Raw genomic sequence first — 20,782 nt, forward strand, 5'->3', positions numbered from 1 at the left:
CACCTTGGGTGCCGCAGGACTGGGGGCGCTGCTGGAGAGCGTCCGCTACGAGGTGCTGCCCGCGCGGGCGACCGAGGAGACGGTCCTCGCCCATGTCCCGCGCGACGTCGTGCTCACCGTCACGGCGTCGCCGGTCAAGGGCCTGGAGCCGACGCTCGACCTCACCGGCCGGCTCACCGCGCACGGCTACCGCGTCGTGCCGCACGTTCCCGCGCGGCTGCTGCGCGACGACGTCCACCTCAAGGAGGTCGTGGAGCGGCTGCGCGGGGCGGGCGTGGACGACGTCTTCGTGCCCGCGGGCGACGCGGACCCGCCGGCCGGGCCCTACGACGGGGCGCTGCCGGTGCTGCGCCGGCTGACCGAACTGGGCGGCCCGTTCGCCCGCGTGGGCATCACCGGCTATCCCGAGAGCCATCCGCTCATCCACGACGACCTCACCGTGCAGGCGATGTGGGACAAGCAGGCCCACGCCGACCACATCGTCAGCAACCTCTGCTTCGATCCACGGGTGTTGGGGGAGTGGATCGCCCGGATACGGCGGCGGGGCATCACCCTGCCCCTGTATGTGGGCGTCGCCGGGCCGGTGCAGCGGGCGAAGCTGCTGGCCGTGGCGACGAGGATCGGGGTGGGGGAGTCGACGCGCTTTCTGACCAGGCACGCGTCGTGGTTCTGGCGTTTCGCGGCACCGGGCGGCTACTCGCCCGACGGGCTCCTGGCGCGCAGCGAGCGGGCGCTGACCGCTCCTTCGGCGGGCGTGGCGGGGCTGCACCTGTTCACGTTCAACCAGATCGCCGAGACGGAGCGCTGGCGCCGGACGCTGCTGGAGCGGTTCGGGACGGCGGCCTCGTAGCACCGATTCCGTGTACGGCAGCGGGCGGGCCGGATACCCCGGCCCGCCCTGACGCGCGTGACGCTCAGCGGAAGACCACCGTGCGGTTGCCGTCCGTCATCACACGGTTCTCGCTGTGCCACTTCACCGCGTGCGCCAGCACCTGGGCCTCCACGTCACGGCCCACCGTGACCAGCTCGGACGGGTCGAGCGAGTGGTCCACGCGGACCACGTCCTGCTCGATGATCTGGCCCTCGTCGAGGTCGGGCGTCACATAGTGCGCGGTCGCGCCGACGAGCTTCACGCCGCGGGCGTAGGCCTGTTCGTAGGGTCGGGCGCCCTTGAAGCTGGGCAGGAAGGAGTGGTGGATGTTGATGGCGCGGCCCTCGAGCTGCTTGCAGAGGTCGTCGGAGAGGATCTGCATGTAGCGGGCCAGCACCACCAGGTCGATGTCCAGCTCCCGTACCAGCTCCAGCAGCCGTGCCTCGGCCTCGGGCTTGGTGTCCTTGGTGACCGGGATGTGGTGGAAGGGGATGCCGTAGGTCCGCGCCAGGCCCTCGAAGTCGCGGTGGTTGGAGACGATCGCCGGGATCTCGATGTTGAGGGCGCCGGTGCGGCTGCGGAAGAGCAGGTCGTTCAGGCAGTGGCCGAACCTGGACACCATGATCAGCGTCCGGGTCGGGGTCGAGGCGTCGTGCAGGGTCCAGGAGATGCGGTGGGCCTCGGCGACCGGGCCGAAGCGGTAACGCAGGGTTTGCAGATCCGCGTCGGGATCGGACACATCGAAGTGGACCCTCATGAAGAAGCGGTCCTGGAGCCGGTCGTCGAACTGCTGGCTCTGCAGGATGTTGCCGGAGTTCCTGACCAGGAAGCCGCTGACGGCATGGACCAGTCCCGCGCTGTCGGGACACGACAGGGTGAGGACGTAACTGCGGCCGGGCTGGGGACGAGGGGACATGAGCGGCCTCCGTCGGTGCATATGGCACAACATGGTGAGCGATGCGCAACATGGTCGGCTCGTCGTGCGGCTGCGGTCAAGGGGTGGCCCGCTCATGGCCCCCCTGGCCGAATCGTCATCCGCCAACCACTTGACGGGCGTCGGCGCTTTCGCCACTGTGTTCCACCACAAGCAATCGAATGCACGATGCGCAACGCATTTCGGCTGAAGGGCTTGGCGCGTGGCACACCTGTATGTGGACGGCGAATGGCGGGAGCCGGTGGCCGAAGGGCGGCGCGACATCCGCTGCCCCGCCGACGGCACGCTCGTCGCGACCGTGGCCGAAGGAACGCGCCCCGACGCGGAGGCAGCGATCGCCGCGGCCCGCCGCGCCTTCGACGAGGGACCCTGGCCCCGCACCCCAGAACGGGAGCGCGGCGCACTGCTGCTGCGCACCGCCGACCTCATGGAACGCGACGCCAAGGAGTTCGCCCGTGCCGAGTCGCTGGACACCGGCAAGCGGCTGGTGGAGAGCGAGTACGACATCGCCGACGTCGTCTCCTGCTTCCGCCACTACGGCGGCATCGCCGGCACCGACGCCGGACGCGTCGTCGACACCGGCCGCGACGACGCCGTGAGCCGTGTCGTCTACGAGCCGGTCGGTGTCTGCGGGCTGATCACTCCCTGGAACTACCCGCTGCTGCAGGCGAGTTGGAAGGTCGCCCCGGCGCTCGTGGCCGGAAACACCATCATCCTCAAGCCCAGCGAGCTCACCCCCTCCACCTCGATCCTGCTGATGAAGGCCCTTGAGGAGGCGGGCCTGCCGGCCGGCGCCGCCAACCTCGTCCTGGGCGCCGGCCCCGAGGTGGGCGCCCCGCTGTCCGAGCACCCCGACGTCGACCTGGTCTCCTTCACCGGCGGTCTGGAGACCGGCAAGCGGATCATGGCCTCCGCCGCCGCGACCGTGAAGAAGGTGGCCCTCGAACTCGGCGGCAAGAACCCCAACGTGGTGTTCGCCGACGCAGACTTCGAGGCCGCGGTGGACTTCGCGCTGACGGCCGTCTTCCTGCACTCCGGGCAGGTCTGCTCGGCCGGCGCCCGGCTGATCGTCGAGGACACGCTGCACGACCGCTTCGTCGACGAGGTCGTGCGCCGCGCCCGCCTCGTCCGCCTCGGCGGCCCCTTCGACCCCGAGGCCGAGACCGGGCCGCTGATCTCCGCGCAGCACCTGGCGAAGGTCGAGGCCTACGTCGCGGCAGGCATCGCCGAGGGCGCCGTGCTGCGCTGCGGCGGCGCCCGCCCGGACGACCCGGCGCTGGGCAACGGCCACTACTACCCGCCGACCGTCCTCGACGCCTGCACGCAGGACATGCGCGCGGTGCACGAGGAGTCTTTCGGGCCCGTGCTGACCGTGGAACGCTTCACCGATGAGGACGATGCCGTACGCATCGCCAACGACACCGACTACGGACTCGCCGGCGCCGTCTGGACCCAGGACGCGGGCAGGGCCCAGCGGGTCGCCCGGCGGCTGCGCCACGGCACCGTGTGGATCAACGACTACCACCCCTATGTGCCCCAGGCGGAATGGGGTGGCTTCGGGCACTCGGGCGTGGGCCGGGAGCTGGGACGCAGCGGCCTGGACGAGTACCGAGAGCCCAAGCACATCTGGCAGAACATCCAACCCCGGCCGCAGCGCTGGTTTCGCGGCTGAACGCCGAAAAGAGGTCGATCGTGACCCCAACTCAGACCGAGGTGGCGCAGCGGCGCGGCACTCCCGAGGAGTCGGACGGGACTCCGGTCATATCCGTGCGCGGGCTGTGGAAGGTGTTCGGACCGAAGGCCGACCGGGTGCCGGACTCCGAGGAACTGTGCGGCCTGACCCGCCGCGAACTCATGGACCGCACGGGCTGCACCGCCGCCGTGCGCGACATCGACTTCGACGTGGCGCCCGGCGAGGTCTTCGTCGTCATGGGCCTGTCCGGCTCGGGCAAGTCCACGCTGGTGCGCTGTCTGACCCGGCTGATCGAACCCACCGCCGGCGAGATCGTCTTCGAGGGCCAGGACATCCGCCAGGCCGACGACAGGCGGCTGCGCGACCTGCGCCGCAGCAAGTTCTCCATGGTCTTCCAGCACTTCGGGCTGCTGCCCCACCGCCGGGTCGTCGACAACGTCGGCTTCGGCCTGGAGATCCGCGGCATGGGCCGCGCCGAACGCACCCGACGAGCCCTGGAAGTCGTGGAGTTGGTCGGGCTGTCCGGCTACGAGAACTCCTACCCCGACCAGCTCTCCGGCGGTATGCAGCAGCGCGTGGGCCTCGCCCGCGCCCTGGCCGGCGACCCGGACGTGCTCTTCTTCGACGAGCCGTTCTCCGCCCTGGACCCGCTGATCCGCCGCGACATGCAGAACGAGGTCATCCGGCTGCACCACGAGGTCGGCAAGACCATGGTGTTCATCACCCACGACCTCTCCGAGGCGCTCAAGCTGGGCGACCGCATCCTGATCATGCGCGACGGCAGGATGGTCCAGTGCGGCACCGGCGACGAACTGGTGGGCGCCCCGGCCGACGACTACGTCCGCGAGTTCGTCAAGGACGTGCCGCGCGGCGAAGTCCTCACCCTGCGCTGGATCATGCGCGCGCCGGAGGACGAAGACGCCCTGGACGGACCGGAGTTGGGCCCCGACGTGGTCGTACGGGAGGCCACCCGGACCGTGCTCGCGGCCCACAGGCCGGTCAAGGTCGTCGAGAACGGCAAGCTGCTCGGCATCGTCGGCGACGAGGAGATCCTCTCCGTGGTGGCCGGGCAGGAAGGCGGCGCGTGATGACCGTCGCCATCGAGAAACCCGACACGGCGGGACCGGTCGAACCCGAGGCGCCCGCCAGGAAGGCGCTCAAGGCCAACCGGACCACGGTGGTCGCGGGCATCCTGGTCGCCTGGCTGGTGCTGTTCTTCGTGCTGCGCGGCAGGCAGACCCTCACGCTCGCCACCGCCGATCTCACCGATCTGCACCGGTGGTTCAACGACGTCAACGACTCCGTCGGCGCCAACCGCAACTCCAACCCGCTCTTCCTGTACTTCTTCAACGAGATCCGGCTGGTCATCGACAACCTGGTCACCTTCGACCAGCATCTGATCTCCCAGCCCCCGGCCGGCCGGCCCGTCCCGGTGATCGGCTGGCTCGGCGTGGTCGGCATCGCGGGCTATGTCTCCTGGGCCGTGGGCAACTGGCGCGTGGCGCTGCTCGCCGTGGCCGGCTTCACCTTCTTCGGGCTGCAGGGACTGTGGCAGGAGTCCATGGACACCCTGGCCCTGACGGTCTCCGCGGTGTTCGTGGCGCTGCTGTTCGCCATCCCGCTGGGCATCTGGGCGGGACTGTCCGACCGGTTCAACCGGATCGTGACGCCGTTGCTGGACTTCATGCAGACGATGCCGACCTTCGTCTATCTCGCCCCGCTGACCCTGGTCTTCCTGATCGGACCGGCCTCCGCGACGATCGCCACCGTCATCTACGCGGCCCCGCCGGCGATCCGCATCACCGCGCACGCCATCCGCTCCGTACCCGAGACCACGGCGGAGGCGGCCCACTCGCTGGGCGCGACCCGGCGGCAGTCGCTGCAGAAGGTGCTGCTGCCGATGTCCAAGCGGACCGTGGTGATGGGCGTCAACCAGTCCATCATGGCCGCCCTGGCCATGGTCACCATCGCCGCCCTGATCGACGCGCCCGGCCTCGGCAAGACCGTCGTGCAGGCACTGCAGTCCCTCGACGTCGGCACCGCCTTCAACGCGGGCCTCGCCATCGTCGTCATGGCGATCGTGCTGGACCGGGTGACCACGGCCGCCAGCACCCGCGAGGAGAACGCCCGCCGCTCCAAGAACCGCTTCCTGAAGTGGCGCACCCCGCTGCTCGGCGCCGGCGCCGTCGTCACCGCCGTACTGATCTATCTGTCGCACACCTATGTGTGGGCGGCCGACTTCCCCGGCGACGGTACCGTCGGCAGCCACATCGCCAGTGCCGCAGACAGCGTCACCGACTGGGCGCAGGACAACCTCTCGGGCCTGACCAACGCGATCCGCGACGTGATCACCAACGTGCTGCTCAACCCGTTCCAGTCCCTGCTGACCGACTCGCCCTGGTGGCTGGTCGGCATGGTGCTGGTCGCGCTCGCCGTGGTGCTCGGCGGCTGGAAGGCCGGCATCACCACCGCGGTGTGCGTGGGGCTGCTGGTCGGCACCGGCGTGTGGTCGGACGCCATGACCACCACCGCCTCCACGCTGGTGGCGACGGTCCTGGTGATGGTCCTCGGCATCGTCTTCGGGGTGTGGATGGGACGCAGCATGCTGGTGGACCGGCTGGTGCGGCCCACCCTCGACGCGGCACAGGTCATGCCGCCGTTCGTCTATCTGGTGCCGTTCCTGGCACTGTTCGGCGCGACCCGCTTCACGGCCATCGTCGCCGCCGTCGTCTACGCGGCACCCGTCGCCATAAAGATCATCGCGGACGGTGTGCGCGCGGTGCCGGAGACCACCGTGGAGGCGGCCACCTCCGCCGGGTGCAGCACCCGGCAGATCATCACCAAGGTCCAGCTGCCGATGGCACGCAGCGCCCTGACCCTCGCGACCAACCAGGGCCTGATCTACGTGCTGTCGATGGTTGTTGTGGGCGGCCTGGTGGGCGCGGGCGCCCTCGGCTACGACGTCGTGGCCGGCTTCTCGCAGGGAGAGCTGTACGGCAAGGGGCTGGCGGCGGGGCTCGCGATCGTACTGCTCGGAGTCATGTTCGACCGGATCACTCAGGCTGCGGCGCGACGCACCGGTGCTTAAGGAGCAGGACACCATGGCAAGAAAGTGGCGAGCCGGCGCGGCCGGCCTGGCCGTCCTCGGCCTCACCCTCACCGCGTGCGGAGGCGCGAAGGTCGGCGACGATTCCGCGGACTCGGGCGGCAGCTCGGGCAAGTGCGGCACCTTCAACCTGGCCGTCAACCCGTGGGTGGGCTACGAGGCGGACGCGGCGGTCGTCGCGTACGTCGCCGAGCACGACCTGGGCTGCACGGTCAACAAGAAGGACCTCAAGGAGGAGATCGCCTGGCAGGGCTTCGGGACCGGCGAGATCGACGCCGTCCTGGAGAACTGGGGCCACGACGACCTGAAGAAGAAGTACATCACCGACCAGAAGACCGCCGTCGAGGCCGGCTCCACCGGCAACAAGGGCGTCATCGGCTGGTATGTGCCGCCGTGGCTGGCCAAGGCGCACCCCGACATCCTCGACTACAAGAACCTCAACAAGTACGCGGACAGGTTCAAGACCTCGGAGTCCGGCGGCAAGGGCCAGCTCCTGGACGGCGACCCCTCCTACGTCACCAACGACGCCGCCCTGGTCAAGAATCTGAAGCTGAACTTCAAGGTGGTGTACGCGGGCAGCGAGACCGCGCTCATCCAGGCCTACCGCAAGGCCGAGAAGAACAAGGAATGGGTGCTCGGCTACTTCTACGAGCCGCAGTGGTTCATGTCCGAAGTGCCGCTGAAGAAGGTCGCCCTGCCCCCCTACAAGAAGGGCTGCGACGCGGACGCGGCCAAGATCGCCTGTGACTATCCCGTCTACGACCTCGACAAGATCGTCAGCGCCAAGTTCGCCAAGTCGGGCAGCCCCGCCTACGACCTGGTGAAGAAGTTCCACTGGACCAACGACGACCAGAACACGGTGGCCAAGTACATCGCGGTGGAGAAAATGACGCCGGAGGCGGCGGCCAAGAAGTGGGTCGAGGCCAACAAGGACAAGGTGGACGCCTGGACCAAGTGAGCCCTGTCTGACAGCAGTTGCCCCATGCCCGGCGGGCGGTGTGCACACCTGTGCACCGCCCGCCGGGCATTGCCTCGTCCAGGGCCGTTCCGGGCCGTTTCCCGACGTCACGGACCTCTTGACACCCCTCCCCACGGCAGGCACATTGAGTTGCGCAACCCGAACTGCGTTGCGCACACAGCAACTGGCTGGTTTTGATTTCGGAGGTGCGGCGATGGCGGGACCCCGAGTGGTGATCATCGGAGCGGGCGTCGTGGGAGCGGCCCTCGCGGACGAGGTCTCCGCGCGCGGCTGGACCGATGTGACCGTGGTCGACCAGGGCCCGCTGCCCGCCACGGGAGGCTCCAGCTCGCACGCACCGGGCCTGGTCTTCCAGACCAACTCCTCCAAGACCATGACCGAGCTGGCCCGCTACACCGTCGAGAAGTTCTGCTCCCTCGACGTCGACGGCAAGCCCTGCTTCCTCCAGGTCGGCGGCCTGGAGGTGGCGACCAGCCCCGAGCGCCTCGCCGAACTGCGGCGGCGCCACGGCTGGATCACCGCTTGGGGCATCGAGGCCAGGCTGCTGACCCCTGACGAGTGCGTCGAGCAGCACCCGCTGGTCGACCGCGACCGCGTCCTCGGCGGCCTCCACGTCCCCACCGACGGCCTCGCCAAGGCGGTCCTCGCGGTCGAGGCGCAGATCCGCCGGGCCACCGAGCGCGGCGTACGCTTCCTCGCCCGCCACGAGGTCCTCGACATCCGCCAGGACGACGGCCGCGTCACCGGCGTCGTCACCGACCGGGGCGAGCTGGACGCCGACATCGTCGTGTGCTGCGCCGGCATCTGGGGCCCGAGGATCGCCCGCATGGCCGGGATGAACCTGCCGCTCACCCCGCTCGGCCACCAGCTCGCCTGGACCGGCCCCGTCCCGGCGCTCGCCGGCCAGAAGGAGGAGGCGGTCCGCCCGATCCTGCGCCACCAGGACGCCGACCTCTACTACCGCGACCGCTTCGACGGCCTCGGCATCGGCTACTACGGCCACCGCCCCATGCCCACCACCGCCGACGAGATCCTCTCCTTCGACGAGGCCGCCGAGATGCCCTCGGTCCTGAAGTTCACCGAGGAGGACTTCGAGCCCGCCTGGGCCGAGACCCGGTCCCTGCTGCCCGCCACGCGGGAGGCGAAGATCGAGGAAGGCATCAACGGCCTGTTCTCCTTCACCACCGACAACTTCCCGCTGCTCGGCGAGTCCCCGGACGTCAAGGGCTTCTGGGTCGCCGAGGCCGTCTGGGTCACCCACTCCGCAGGCGTCGGACGCGCCATGGCCGAATGGCTCGTCGACGGCCACTGCTCCTCGTTCGACCTGCACGAGTGCGACGTCAACCGCTTCGAGCCGCACCAACTCTCCCCGGAGTACGTCCTGGCCCGCGACTGCCAGAACTTCGTCGAGGTCTACGACATCCTGCACCCGCTGCAGCCCTCCGGAGACCCGCGCCCGATCCGCACCAGCCCCTTCCACCCCCGCCAGCAGGAGCACGGCGCCTTCTTCCTGGAAGCGAACGGCTGGGAGCGCCCGCAGTGGTACGAGGCCAACGCGCATCTGGTGGAAGGCCGTTCGATCCCCAAGCCCAACGACTGGGCGGCGCGGTACTGGTCGCCCATCGTCGGCGCCGAGGCACAGGTCACCCGCGAGACCGTCGCCATGTACGACATGACCGCCCTCAAACGCCTGGAGGTCACCGGCCCCGGAGCCGCCGCCTTCCTGGAGGGCTTGGTCACCGGCAAGGTCGCCAAGTCCGTCGGCTCGGTGACGTACACCCTGCTGCTCGACCGCGACGGCGGCATCCGCAGCGACATCACGGTCGCCCGCCTGGCCCGCGACCGCTTCCAGGTCGGCGCCAACGGCAACCTCGACCTGGACTGGTTCACCCGCCACCTCCCGGCCGACGGCACCGTCCAGGTCCGCGACATCACCCCCGGCACCTGCTGCATCGGCCTGTGGGGGCCGCTGGCCCGCAAGGTTCTGCAGCCGCTGACGGACGACGACTTCAGCAACGACGGCCTGAAGTACTTCCGCGGCAAGCAGGCCTACATCGGCAGCGTCCCGGTCACCGCGCTGCGCCTGTCCTACGTCGGCGAACTCGGCTGGGAGCTCTACACCACCGCCGACCAGGGGCTGAAGCTCTGGGACACGCTGTGGGAGGCGGCGCGCCCGCTGGGCGGGATCATCGCCGGGCGGGGCGCTTTCAACAGCCTCCGCCTGGAGAAGGGGTACCGCTCCTTCGGCGCCGACATGACGTACGAGCACGATCCCTACGAGGCGGGGGTCGGCTTCGCCGTGAAGCTCGACAAGGGGGAGTTCGTCGGCAGGGCCGCCCTGGAGCGCCGCAAGGGCGAGGTGCGGCGGAAGCTGACCTGTCTCACCATCGATGACCCGCGGTCCGTCGTGATGGGAAAGGAGCCGGTGTACGACGGGGAGCGCGCCGTCGGTTACGTCACGAGCGCGGCGTACGGCTACACGATCGGCAAGGGGATCGCCTACGCGTGGCTGCCGGTGGGGCTTTCGGTGCCCGGGACCGCGCTGCACATCGGCTACTTCGATCAGCGGGTCGAGGCTGTCGTGGCCGAGGAGCCGCTGTTCGATCCGAGCATGTCGCGTCTTCGTGGGTGAGTGGGGCGGAGAGGGTGCCTTGTTCTGTTGTCGGGCGGCTGCTGGTGCGTCGTGGTTTCTCGCGCAGTTCCCCGCGCCCCTGAAAGATCTGCAGTTGCCGTAGAGAGGAATGTGGACGTCGTATGGACGCGCTGAACACCCCGCTGGCCCAGCTGGACCCCGAGGTCCATGACGCCCTGCGCGCCGAACTGCACCGCCAGCAGTCCACCCTGGAGATGATCGCCTCCGAGAACTTCGCGCCCACCGCAGTGATGGAGGCGCAGGGCTCGGTCGCGACCAACAAGTACGCCGAGGGCTATCCCGGCCGCCGCTACTACGGCGGCTGCGAACACGTCGACGTCACCGAGCGGTTGGCGATCGAGCGGGTCAAGTCGCTGTTCGGGGCCGGGTTCGCCAACGTCCAGCCGCACTCCGGCGCCCAGGCCAACACGGCCGTCTTCTTCGCCCTGCTGCAGCCCGGCGACACCGTCCTCGGCCTCGACCTCGCGCACGGCGGCCACCTGACCCACGGCATGCGCATCAACTACAGCGGCAAGATGCTCAACGTCGTGCCGTACCACGTCTCCGAGGCCGACAACCTGGTCGACATGGACGAGGTGCAGCGCCTCTCCAAGGAGCACCGCCCCAAGATGATCATCGCGGGCTGGTCGGCGTACCCGAGGCAGCTGGACTTCGCCGCCTTCCGCCGTATCGCCGACGAGGTCGGCGCGCTGCTCATGGTCGACATGGCACACTTCGCGGGCCTGGTCGCGGCCGGACTGCACCCCAACCCGGTGCCGCACGCCCATGTCACCACCACGACCACGCACAAGACCCTGGGCGGCCCCCGCGGCGGCGTCATCCTCACCAACGAGGCCGACCTCGCCAAGAAGATCAACTCGGCGGTGTTCCCCGGCATGCAGGGCGGCCCGCTGGAGCACGTCATCGCCGCGAAGGCGGTCTCCTTCAAGGTCGCCGCGTCACCGGAGTTCGCCGAACGCCAGGCCCGCACCCTGGCCGGCGCCCGCATCCTCGCCGACCGCCTCACCCGGGCCGACGCGGCGGCCGCGGGAGTGAAGGTCCTCACCGGCGGCACGGACGTCCACCTGGTCCTCGTCGACCTGCGCGACTCGCAACTCGACGGCCGCCAGGCGGAGGACCTCCTCCACGACATCGGCATCACCGTCAACCGCAACGCCGTGCCCTTCGACCCGCGCCCGCCCATGGTCACCTCGGGCCTGCGCATCGGCACCCCGGCGCTGGCCACCCGCGGCTTCACCGAGGAGGACTTCGCCGAGGTCGCCGACGTGATCGCGCTCGCCCTCCGACCCGCCCCCGACACCGGGGCGTTGCGCGCCCGCACCCGGGCCCTGGCCGCCCGGCACCCGCTCTACCCGCACCTGTCAGAGGCAGCAGACCTGTCACAGACCGCAAACCCGTCACAGACACCACACCTGGCACAGGCAGCAACAGAAGCCGGAGACACCCCATGAGCCCCCGCACCCCCGGCGCCGAGCTCCCCGAACACCCCGACTTCCTGTGGCGCACACCCGAGCCGAAGCGCTCGTACGACGTCGTCATCGTCGGGGGCGGCGGACACGGCCTCGCCACCGCCCACTACCTCGCCAGGAACCACGGCATCACCAACGTCGCCGTACTGGAGAAGGGCTGGCTCGCGGGCGGCAACATGGCCCGCAACACCACGATCATCCGCTCCAACTACCTCTGGGACGAGAGCGCCGGCATCTACGAACACGCCCTCAAACTCTGGGAGGGCCTGGCCGACGAGCTCGACTACCCGATCCTCTTCTCCCAGCGCGGCGTGCTGAACCTCGCCCACAGCCTCCAGGACGTCCGCGACAGCGTGCGCCGCGTCGAGGCCAACCGGCTCAACGGCGTCGACGCGGAGTACCTGGACGCCGAGCAGGTCAAGGAAGTCTGCCCGATCGTCAACACCAGCCAGGACGTGCGCTATCCGGTCCTCGGCGCCACCTACCAGCCGCGCGCGGGCATCGCCAAGCACGACCACGTCGCCTGGGGCCTCGCCCGCTCCGCCGACGCCGCCGGCATCGACATCATCCAGAACTGCGAGGTCACCGGCCTGGACGTGGTCGGCAACCGCGTGGTCGGCGTCCGCACCACCCTGGGCCCCATCGCGGCGGGCAAGGTGGCCCTGTGCTCGGCGGGCCACACCTCGGTCCTCGCCGCCATGGCGGGCATCGAACTCCCCCTGCAGAGCCACCCGTTGCAGGCCCTGGTCTCCGAACTCCTGGAGCCGGTCCACCCGACGGTCGTCATGTCCAACGCCGTGCACGTCTACGTCAGCCAGGCCCACAAGGGCGAGCTGGTGATGGGCGCGGGCATCGACGCCTACAACTCCTACACCCAGCGCGGCGCCTTCCACATCATCGAGGACCAGATGTCCGCGGCCCTCGAACTCTTCCCGGTCTTCGCCCGCGCCCACGTCCTGCGCACCTGGGGCGGCATCGTCGACGTCAGCCCCGACGCCTCACCCATCGTCGGCCTCAGCCCCGTCGACAACCTCTACCTCAACTGCGGCTGGGGCACGGGCGGCTTCAAGGTCACCCCCGGCGTCGGCTGGGTCTACGCCCACACCATCGCCCACGACGCCCCCCACCCCCTCAACGCCCCCTTCTCGCTCGACCGTTTCACCACCGGCGCGCTCGTCGACGAACACGGCGCCGCCGCGGTGGCCCACTAGGGAGCCCAACCCATGCTGCTCATCCCCTGCCCGTGGTGCGGGCCCCGCGACGAGGCCGAGTACCACTACGGCGGCCAGGCCCACATCCCCTACCCGGACGACCCGTCGGCCCTCACCGACGAGGAATGGGCCCGCTACCTCTTCTTCCGCGACAACCCCAAGGGCCCCTTCGCCGAACGCTGGAACCACACGGCGGGCTGCCGCCGCTGGTTCAACGCCGTCCGGGACACGGCGACGAACGAGGTGTTGGCGGTGTACCGGACGGGGGAAGAACGTCCGGAGTCCGTGGACCGGCGGGCGGTCACTTCTCAGCCGAGTCCAACATCTCCAGTGCGTCCGGCGCTTGAGGACGAGGCCCCTTCAGGGCCGATCGGGGGTCTGGGGGCGAAGCCCCCGGCACGCCGCCACGGACGCACCTTGACGTTCACGTTCGACGGCGCCGAGTACCAGGGCCAAGAAGGCGACACCCTGGCCTCCGCCCTCCTGGCCAACGGCGTCATCCAAGCCGCCACGAGTATCAAACTCGGCCGCCCCCGCGGCATCTTCACCGCAGGCCCCGAAGAACCCAACGCCGTCGTCCAGATAGAGGAACCCTTCCCGGAGCCCATGCTCCCGGCCACCACCATCGAGCTCTACGACGGCCTCGTGGCAACCAGCCTCCCCGGCCAGGGCCGCCTCCCCACCGAACCGGACCCCGCCCGCTACGACGCCGTACACGATCACTGCGACGTACTGATCGTCGGCGCAGGCCCGGCGGGCCTCGCCGCAGCCGCCGCGGCAGCGCGTTCCGGCGCCCGGGTCATCCTCGCCGACGACCAGCCACAACTCGGTGGCAGTCTCCTCGGCTCGGGCGAACTCCCCAGCTGGGTAAGCGAAACGACCCGACTGCTCACCGAGTCCCCGGACATCCGCATCCTCCACCGCACCACCGTCTTCGGCTACTACGACGACAACCACCTCCTCGCCGTGGAGCGCCGCACCAACCACCTCGGTGCCGCCGCCCCACCCCACATCTCCCGCGAACGCGTCCACCGCATCCGCGCCCGCCGCGTCGTCCTCGCCACCGGCGCCCACGAGCGCTCCCTCGCCTTCGCCGACAACGACCGCCCCGGCGTGATGCTGGCCCACTCGGCCCGCACGTACGCCAACCGGTACGGCGTCCTGCCCGGCCGCCGCGCCGTCGTGTTCACCACCAACGACAGCGCCTACGCCGCCGCACTGGACCTGGCCGCTGCGGGCGTGGAGATCGCGGCGATCGTCGACACGCGTGGCGATGCGGGGGAGTGGGCCGAGCGTGCCCGCACGGCGGGCATCGAGGTGCTGCCCGGCCACGCGGTCACCGGCACGGACGGCGACACCCGCCTGACCTCGGTCACCGTCTCCCCGTACGGACAGACCGAAGAGCAAAGGGAGTTCACCGCCGATCTCCTCCTGGTCTCCGGCGGCTGGAACCCGGTCGCCCACCTGTTCAGCCAGGCCGGCGGCAGGCTCCGCCACGACGAGACGCTCGGCACCTTCGTCCCCGACACCTGCCGGCAGGCCGTCGAGGTCGCGGGCAGCGCGAGCGGTGTGTTCGACCTGGCCGGGGTCCTGGCCCAGGGCGCGGCGGCCGGTGTCCGTGCGCTGGAGGCCGAGGGATACACGGCCCAGGCCCCCGCCCTCCCGGCCGTACCGGCACAGCCCCGGCCCACCCCGCCCATGCAGGTCTTCACCGTCCCCGGCCGCGAGGGCGCCCCGCGCTTCGTGGACCTCCAACGGGACGTCACCGTCGACGACTTGGTGCGCGCCACGGCCGCCGGCATGCGTTCGGTGGAGCACACCAAGCGCTACACCACCGCCGGCACCGCCAACGACCAGGGCAAGACGTCCGGCGTGCTGGCCAGTGGGGTGGTCGCGGAACTGCTCGGCGTGGACATCTCCGCGCTCGGCACGACCACCTTCCGCCCGCCCTACACCCCGGTCTCCTTCGCCGCGCTCGCCGGCCGCGACCGGGGCCGGCTGAGCGACCCGGTGCGTACGACGGCCCTGCACGAGTGGCATGTCGCGCACGGCGCCCTGTTCGAGAACGTCGGCCAGTGGAAGCGTCCTTGGTACTACCCGCAGGACGGCGAGGACAGGGAGTCGGCCGTGCTGCGCGAGTGCGCGGCCGCCCGCGAGGGCGTCGCCTTCATGGACGCCTCCACGCTCGGCAAGATCGATGTGCAGGGCCCGGACGCGGCGCTCTTCCTCGACCGGCTCTACACCAACATGATCAGCACCCTGAAGGTCGGCATGATCCGCTACGGCGTCATGTGCCGCCCGGACGGCATGGTCTTCGACGACGGCACGGTCATGCGCCTCGCCCAGGACCGCTTCCTGGTCACCACGACCACGGGCAACGCCGCCGCCGTACTGGACTGGATGGAGGAGTGGCTGCAGACCGAATGGCCCGAACTGCGCGTCCACTGCACGTCGGTCACCGAACAGTGGGCCACCGTCGCCCTGGTCGGCCCGAAGTCCCGAGCGGTCCTGGGCGCCCTCGCACCCCAACTGGCCGTGGCCAACGAGGACTTCCCGTTCATGGCGTGGCGGGAGACGACGGTCGCCGGGATCGACGCGCGGGTGTGCCGGATCAGCTTCTCCGGTGAACTCGCCTACGAGATCAACGTGTCGCCGTGGCAGTCCCTCACCCTGTGGGAGGCGCTGTACGAGGCCGGTGCCCCGTACGGCATCACCCCGTACGGCACCGAGACCATGCACGTCCTGCGGGCCGAGAAGGGTTACCCGATCGTCGGGCAGGACACCGACGGCACGGTCACCCCGCAGGACCTCGGCATGAGCTGGGCGGTCTCCAGGAAGAAGCCCGACTTCATTGGCAAGCGCTCCTTCGCCCGCGCCGACACCGCCCGCCCCGACCGCAAGCACCTGGTCGGCCTGTTGACCGAGGAGCCCGGCACCTTCCTGCCCGAGGGCACCCAGCTGGTGGCCGACAGCGAGCTGCCCGCGCCGCCGGTCCCGATGCTCGGCCATGTCACCTCCAGCTACCGCAGCGCCGCCCTCGGCCGGACCTTCGCGCTGGCCCTGGTCAAGGGCGGCCGCGACCGCATCGGCGAGCGGCTGTACGCCCCCGTGGCCGGCCGGTTGGTCCCGGTGACCGTCGCAAGCCCCGTCCTCTACGACCCCGAGGGAGCCCGCCGCGATGGCTGACACCGCGCTTTCCGCCCCGCTCCGCAGCCCCCTGGCACACGACGCCCACCGTCTGGCCGCCGCGACCCGCACCTCCCGGGGCGCGATCCGGCTGGCCGAGGTGCCCTTCCTCGCCCAGGTGAACGTCCGCCTGGACGCCAAGGGAGCGGCGGCGGACGCGGTCGGGCTCGCGCTGGGCCTGCAACTGCCCCTGGAACCCGACACGGTCGTACGGGCCGGGGAGCTGACCGCGGTGTGGCTCGGCCCGGACGAATGGCTGGTGGTGGGCCCGCCGGGCAGCCGGGCGGCCGTGGAGACCCGCATCCGGGAGGCGGCCGGGGACGAGACCGTCTCCGTCACGGACGTCTCCGCCCAGCGCACCACGCTGCTGGTCGCCGGCCCCCGCGCCCGCGACCTGCTCGCCCACGGCTGCTCGCTCGACCTGCACCCGCGGGTTTTCGGCCCCGGCCGCTGCGCCCAGACCACGCTGGCCCGCACCCAGGTCGTCCTGGTCGCCCGGGACGAACCACGCGCCGGGTTCTGGGTGCTGGTCCGCTCCTCCTTCGCGGGCTATCTGACGGACTGGCTGCTGGACGCGGCGACCGAATACCTGGCCCAACCTGGTTGTTGAAGGAGTGACCAACGAGAATTCTGTGACAGTTTGCATGCTTTGTGCGCATATGGTGACCTGGGTTACGAAGGCTGTTCGTACACCCAGAGGAGATGGTCGTATGCCTTCCACGGACAAGACGGTCGCGGAACTCACGGGGATCCGATGCGTCGACATCGAGGCGGCACTCGACCCGGCCGAGCCCGACGGCGTCTACCGTGACAGCCGCGAGTGCGCCGCACTGGCGCTGACCTCCGGAACGACCTCGCTGCTGCTCTCCCCGCCGACCCCCCGCCCGAAGAAGGGCTGAGCGAGCCGACGGGAGCAGCTGAATGGAGCAGTCAGGCACGGCCGCCCTTCTGCAGGGTGCGGTGCAGGACCTCTCGTCGGACGTGGCCTCCGCCCTTCGGGGCGGGGGCCACGCCCCGGTCACCGGCGGCCCTGAGGACGGCATCACCGTCGCGGCCGTACGCGTCCTGGGCGCGGACCTGTTGCTGCCGCACCTGCTGGCCCGCACCTCGCCGCCCCCGGACACGCTCGAAGCGTTCCGGCTGACGGTCAAGACCTTCCCGCCCCGCGCCGACGCGGCCCCCACCGTCGTCTGGAGCCATTGGGCGATGCGGCGCACGCTGCGCCGCTTCGAGCAGAACGACGGCCTCACGCCCGCGGCCGGCGAGGGCGCGGAGCCTGACGCCGCCTGGCTCGACGGCGCCACCTGGCAGTACCTCACCCATCAACTCGCCGTCCTGGCACCGCTCGCGGTGCCCGGCGCGGACAGCGCGGTGGCGCGCGCCGCACGCGGCCGCCCGGTCGACGTCGCCCGCGGCTTCGTCAGGGCCGTGCGCCGCAGGGACTGGCAGCAGGCCGCGGGCGCGGGCCGCTGGCTGACCCTGCTGGACGGAGTGCCGGACACCCTCGGCCTGGACAGCGGCCTCGACTTCGTGGAGCTGATGGGCGGCAGCGACCCCCGGGTCGCCCTCCAGGTGGCGGCGGCACGGGCGATGCGCCGGTCCGGAGCGCTCGTATGACGACCGCCGTGGACACCCGGCAGGTCCGGGACCTGGCGGTCGCCGCGCTCGCCTGGGTGTCCGCCCACCGCGGCGACTTCGCACTCGGCGCGGACGCCCTCACCGCCGACGGACCGGTCGACCTCACCTGGAAACCCCTCGGCGAACTGGCCCAGACCTGCGTGAGCGTGCGCCGCTGCACCCCGCCCTCGGACCCGCTGCACGCCTGCGCGTCCGACCTGCTGGACTTCGCCTGGCAGCAGACGGGCCGCGGCGAGCTGTTCCTGCGTCTGCAGCGCACCGAACCGTTCGCGACGTACCCGCTGGAGGTGTACTCCGTCTTCGCGGGCGCCGGGCTGCGGCACACCGGGTACGAGGTGGCCGCCGGCGCGGTGGCGCGCAGTCGCGGCTGGCGCCTCACCGAGCACGAACCGACGCGCCGGCTCGGCCTGTTGAACGCCGAGCGGCGCAGCGGCATCCACCGTCCGGAGCGGTTCGCGCAGGCGCTGGGCCGCACCTGGCTCGGCGGGCTGCCGGAGCCGTGGACCTTCGAGCGGACCTCCGGCTACGCCCTCACCCACGTCGTCTTCCACCTCACTGACTGGGGCCGCACCGCCCAGGACGTCCCCGCGGAACTGGCCGCCTATCTGACCGACTGGCTGCCGCCCTGGCTCGACACCTGCCTGGACGCCGGGATGTGGGACCTCGCCTGCGAACTGCTGATCGTGGCGGCGAGCCTGCCCCAGCCGATCGACGCGGCGACGCTGCAGGACCCCTGGAGGCGGATCGCACGGGTCCAACACGCCTCCGGCGCACTGCCGTTGATGGCCTCCGACCCGGCACGCACCCACGAGGCCGACCCGGAGCCCAGCTTCGTCCACGGCTACCACTCCACCCTCATGCTGGCCTTCGCCGCGGCCCTGACACAGGGAGTGCCGGTATGACCGACACCCGTCTGCTGCACACCGTCGGCGTCCGCGCCCTCGAATGGCTGTGGGACCGACGCGACGGCTTCCGCCTGGAACCCGACGTCGACCCGGAAGTGGGCTTCCTGGAGCGGTTCAAGCCGGTCGGTGAACTGGCCCTGATCTGCGGGGTGTTGTTCCGCGAAGGCGTGGCCGGGTCCCAACAGGCGGAACTGGCACGCCGGTTGGTGGACCACACCTGGCGCGACACCCTGGACGGCGGCCGCATGCTGGTGCGCGGCCAGCGCATCGAACCGCTCTCGCCCATACCCTTCGAGGTGTACCGGCCCTACAAGGAACTCGGCTACAGCGAGCCCGAGGTGGAGCGCGCCACCGCTCTCTACCACCGGCTGACCAGCTGGTCGGCGCTGGAACTGCACCCCACCCGCCGCCTCGGCCTGTCCGCGTTCGAGCGCCGCTACGGCCTCACCCCCCGCCCGCCGGAGGCCGAGGTGGTCGGCTCCACCTGGCTGGGCCGCACCCCCGAACCCTGGACGGTCGGCGGGCACATCGCCTACGACATCACCCACGCGGTGTTCCACCTCACCGACTGGGGAGAGCGCCCCGAGGGCCTGCCCCCGCGCATCGCCGACTACCTCGCCACCTGGCTGCCGGTGTGGATCGACGACTGGCTGGACCTGCAGCGCTGGGACCTGCTCGGCGAACTCCTCGTCGTCGACGCCTGTCTGCCCCGCCCCACCCTCGACGAACGGGCCTGGCAGGCCTTCGCCGCGGCCCAGCAGCCCGACGGCGCCATGCCCGCCGTACGCACCATGCCCGAGGGCACCCCGGAGGAGGTCTTCGACCTCGTCTACCACCCCACCCTGGTCGCCGCCTTCGCCTCCGTGCTGGCCACCTCCCGCGCCCTGTCCGAGCTGGCGCACGTCCCGTCATGAGCAGCTTCCTCCTGAGCACCGCGGCCGGGCCCTGGCCGGGCGACCCGCACGACGCGGACGACTTCCGGGCCGGCCGCTCCGAGGAGACGGGGCACGACGAGGCCGCGCACGACGAGGAGCTGCACCGGCGGCTGAAGGCGGCCGTGGACGCCGTCGACGCACCCGACGTCGTCCTCGCCGTCTCCCGCCACGGCCGCCGCACCCTGTACTGCGGCGGCACCGGCCCGCCGCCGCCCACGCCCCGTCAGGACCTGCGCTACGAACTCGGATCCGCCTCCAAGACCCTCACCGGACTCCTGCTGGCCCAGCTGATCCGGCGCGGCATGCTGTCCGGAGGCGAGCCGGCCGCCCTCTGCCTGGACCCGTCCCGGCGGCGCATCGGCCCCGCCCCAGTGACCCTCGCCCACCTCCTCACCCACACCTCCGGACTGCCCGCCCTGCCCCCCGACTTCTTCCTGCGCGCCCTGCCCGTATGGCACACCGCGCCCTACGCCCGCTACCCGGCCGAGCGCGTCATCGACGCCTTCCTGCGCCGCCGCCCCGCACCCCGCCCCGGGACGCGCTGGCGCTACTCCAACTTCGGGGTCGCCGTGCTCGGCCACGCGGTCGCGGCGGCGACCGGCACCCCTTGGGAGGATTTGCTCACCGAGCAGATCCTGCGCCCGCTGGCCCTCGACGACACCGCCCTGCACGCCCACGGGCCGGACACCGACGCCCAGGGACACGGCAAGGACGGCCGCACCCCGGTGCCCGCCTTCGACGCCGGAGGCTTCCAGGCGGCGGGCGCCGTCCGCGCCACCCCGCACGACCTGCTCACCTTCCTCGAAGCCCACCTCGAACCGCCCGACACCCGCCTGGCCGGCGCACTGCGCGCGGTCCGCACACCGGTGCTACGACGGGGCCTCGGGCACCGCCACGTCCACACCACGGCCTGGTTCCGGCACCCCACCGACGGCGGGCCCCTGTACTTCCACGGCGGCGCCACCCTCGGCCAACAGGCCTTCCTGGGCTTCCGCCCCGACACCGGCACCGCGCTGGCCGCCCTGTGCACACGCCGCTTCCGCGCCAACGACCCTTTCGTGTCCACGGCGTACGGGCTGCTGGCCGAGGCGTAGACGGCGCGACGTCCGGACGGTCCGACGACCGGACGGCCCGGGGCCCGGACACACGAACGGTGCGGGGACCGTGTCCCCGCACCGCACGTGCCGTACCCCTACTGCACC

16 protein-coding genes are annotated in these 20,782 nt (G+C 71.1%); 15 read left to right on the forward strand and 1 reads right to left on the reverse strand.

What is annotated here, in order from left to right; translation table 11 throughout:
- Positions 1-4 precede the first annotated feature (4 nt).
- On the forward strand, positions 5-850 hold the full coding sequence (locus MQN93_RS23210) for a methylenetetrahydrofolate reductase (RefSeq protein WP_242711108.1): 846 nt from the start codon (positions 5-7) through the stop codon (positions 848-850).
- A 64-nt stretch (positions 851-914) separates the two neighbouring features.
- Here the strand turns inward: MQN93_RS23210 and purU are convergent, their stop codons facing one another.
- Positions 915-1,787 (reverse strand): formyltetrahydrofolate deformylase, encoded by an 873-nt coding sequence (gene purU / locus MQN93_RS23215; RefSeq protein WP_016433861.1) that lies wholly within the window; start codon positions 1,785-1,787, stop codon positions 915-917.
- Between the two features lie 220 nt (positions 1,788-2,007).
- On the opposite strand from purU, the gene MQN93_RS23220 reads away from it, so the two are divergent.
- The 14 genes from MQN93_RS23220 (at position 2,008) to MQN93_RS23285 (ending at position 20,674) form a co-directional block, all read left to right on the forward strand.
- The gene (locus MQN93_RS23220; protein WP_016433860.1) at positions 2,008-3,477 is read left to right on the forward strand and encodes an aldehyde dehydrogenase family protein; all 1,470 of its coding nucleotides are present in this window, start codon (positions 2,008-2,010) and stop codon (positions 3,475-3,477) included.
- Positions 3,478-3,497: 20 nt separating this feature from the next.
- Positions 3,498-4,586 (forward strand): quaternary amine ABC transporter ATP-binding protein, encoded by a 1,089-nt coding sequence (locus MQN93_RS23225; RefSeq protein ID WP_016433859.1) that lies wholly within the window; start codon positions 3,498-3,500, stop codon positions 4,584-4,586.
- Positions 4,586-6,586, forward strand: coding sequence for an ABC transporter permease (locus tag MQN93_RS23230; RefSeq protein ID WP_242711109.1), 2,001 nt, complete (start codon positions 4,586-4,588; stop codon positions 6,584-6,586). Before MQN93_RS23225 ends, MQN93_RS23230 begins: the two co-directional genes overlap by 1 nt.
- 13 nt (positions 6,587-6,599) lie before the next feature.
- Positions 6,600-7,562 carry an ABC transporter substrate-binding protein gene (locus MQN93_RS23235; protein WP_016433857.1) on the forward strand — a complete coding sequence of 321 codons (963 nt, stop codon included), beginning with the start codon at positions 6,600-6,602 and terminating at the stop codon, positions 7,560-7,562.
- 214 nt (positions 7,563-7,776) lie between these two features.
- Complete coding sequence (locus tag MQN93_RS23240) at positions 7,777-10,215, forward strand: GcvT family protein (protein WP_242711110.1); 2,439 nt, start codon at positions 7,777-7,779, stop codon at positions 10,213-10,215.
- A gap of 122 nt (positions 10,216-10,337) precedes the next feature.
- Positions 10,338-11,687 carry a serine hydroxymethyltransferase gene (gene glyA / locus MQN93_RS23245; RefSeq protein WP_242711111.1) on the forward strand — a complete coding sequence of 450 codons (1,350 nt, stop codon included), beginning with the start codon at positions 10,338-10,340 and terminating at the stop codon, positions 11,685-11,687.
- Positions 11,684-12,916, forward strand: coding sequence for a sarcosine oxidase subunit beta family protein (locus tag MQN93_RS23250; RefSeq protein WP_242711112.1), 1,233 nt, complete (start codon positions 11,684-11,686; stop codon positions 12,914-12,916). The genes glyA and MQN93_RS23250 overlap by 4 nt, the downstream gene beginning before the upstream one ends.
- 12 nt (positions 12,917-12,928) lie before the next feature.
- On the forward strand, positions 12,929-16,102 hold the full coding sequence (locus MQN93_RS23255) for a sarcosine oxidase subunit alpha family protein (RefSeq protein WP_242711113.1): 3,174 nt from the start codon (positions 12,929-12,931) through the stop codon (positions 16,100-16,102).
- Positions 16,095-16,712, forward strand: a complete 618-nt coding sequence (locus MQN93_RS23260) for a sarcosine oxidase subunit gamma (protein WP_016433852.1) — start codon at positions 16,095-16,097, stop codon at positions 16,710-16,712. The genes MQN93_RS23255 and MQN93_RS23260 overlap by 8 nt, the downstream gene beginning before the upstream one ends.
- Before the next feature lie 100 nt (positions 16,713-16,812).
- Entirely contained in the window at positions 16,813-17,001 is a 189-nt protein-coding gene (locus tag MQN93_RS23265; RefSeq protein WP_016433851.1) for a hypothetical protein, read from the forward strand.
- 22 nt (positions 17,002-17,023) lie between these two features.
- Complete coding sequence (locus tag MQN93_RS23270) at positions 17,024-17,719, forward strand: hypothetical protein (protein ID WP_242711114.1); 696 nt, start codon at positions 17,024-17,026, stop codon at positions 17,717-17,719.
- Positions 17,716-18,642: a DUF6895 family protein gene (locus tag MQN93_RS23275; protein ID WP_242711115.1), complete on the forward strand. Its 927-nt coding sequence runs from the start codon at positions 17,716-17,718 to the stop codon at positions 18,640-18,642. The genes MQN93_RS23270 and MQN93_RS23275 overlap by 4 nt, the downstream gene beginning before the upstream one ends.
- A complete protein-coding gene (locus MQN93_RS23280; protein WP_242711116.1) occupies positions 18,639-19,559 on the forward strand; it encodes a DUF6895 family protein in 921 nt (306 codons plus the stop codon). The genes MQN93_RS23275 and MQN93_RS23280 overlap by 4 nt, the downstream gene beginning before the upstream one ends.
- Entirely contained in the window at positions 19,556-20,674 is a 1,119-nt protein-coding gene (locus MQN93_RS23285) for a serine hydrolase domain-containing protein (RefSeq protein ID WP_242711117.1), read from the forward strand. The genes MQN93_RS23280 and MQN93_RS23285 overlap by 4 nt, the downstream gene beginning before the upstream one ends.
- Positions 20,675-20,782: the final 108 nt, after the last annotated feature.

Origin of the sequence: Streptomyces spinosisporus (assembly GCF_022698145.1) — a bacterium.
Classification (GTDB): domain Bacteria; phylum Actinomycetota; class Actinomycetes; order Streptomycetales; family Streptomycetaceae; genus Streptomyces; species Streptomyces spinosisporus.

Coding starts and splice junctions, on each gene's coding strand:
- MQN93_RS23250 (WP_242711112.1), top strand. CDS start 11,684: ATGAGCCCCCGCACCCCCGGCGCCGAGCTCCCCGAACACCCCGACTTC.
- MQN93_RS23255 (WP_242711113.1), top strand. CDS start 12,929: ATGCTGCTCATCCCCTGCCCGTGGTGCGGGCCCCGCGACGAGGCCGAG.
- MQN93_RS23230 (WP_242711109.1), top strand. CDS start 4,586: ATGACCGTCGCCATCGAGAAACCCGACACGGCGGGACCGGTCGAACCC.
- MQN93_RS23240 (WP_242711110.1), top strand. CDS start 7,777: ATGGCGGGACCCCGAGTGGTGATCATCGGAGCGGGCGTCGTGGGAGCG.
- MQN93_RS23265 (WP_016433851.1), top strand. CDS start 16,813: ATGCCTTCCACGGACAAGACGGTCGCGGAACTCACGGGGATCCGATGC.
- MQN93_RS23280 (WP_242711116.1), top strand. CDS start 18,639: ATGACCGACACCCGTCTGCTGCACACCGTCGGCGTCCGCGCCCTCGAA.
- purU (WP_016433861.1), bottom strand. CDS start 1,787: ATGTCCCCTCGTCCCCAGCCCGGCCGCAGTTACGTCCTCACCCTGTCG.
- MQN93_RS23285 (WP_242711117.1), top strand. CDS start 19,556: ATGAGCAGCTTCCTCCTGAGCACCGCGGCCGGGCCCTGGCCGGGCGAC.
- MQN93_RS23270 (WP_242711114.1), top strand. CDS start 17,024: ATGGAGCAGTCAGGCACGGCCGCCCTTCTGCAGGGTGCGGTGCAGGAC.
- MQN93_RS23260 (WP_016433852.1), top strand. CDS start 16,095: ATGGCTGACACCGCGCTTTCCGCCCCGCTCCGCAGCCCCCTGGCACAC.
- MQN93_RS23275 (WP_242711115.1), top strand. CDS start 17,716: ATGACGACCGCCGTGGACACCCGGCAGGTCCGGGACCTGGCGGTCGCC.
- MQN93_RS23235 (WP_016433857.1), top strand. CDS start 6,600: ATGGCAAGAAAGTGGCGAGCCGGCGCGGCCGGCCTGGCCGTCCTCGGC.
- glyA (WP_242711111.1), top strand. CDS start 10,338: ATGGACGCGCTGAACACCCCGCTGGCCCAGCTGGACCCCGAGGTCCAT.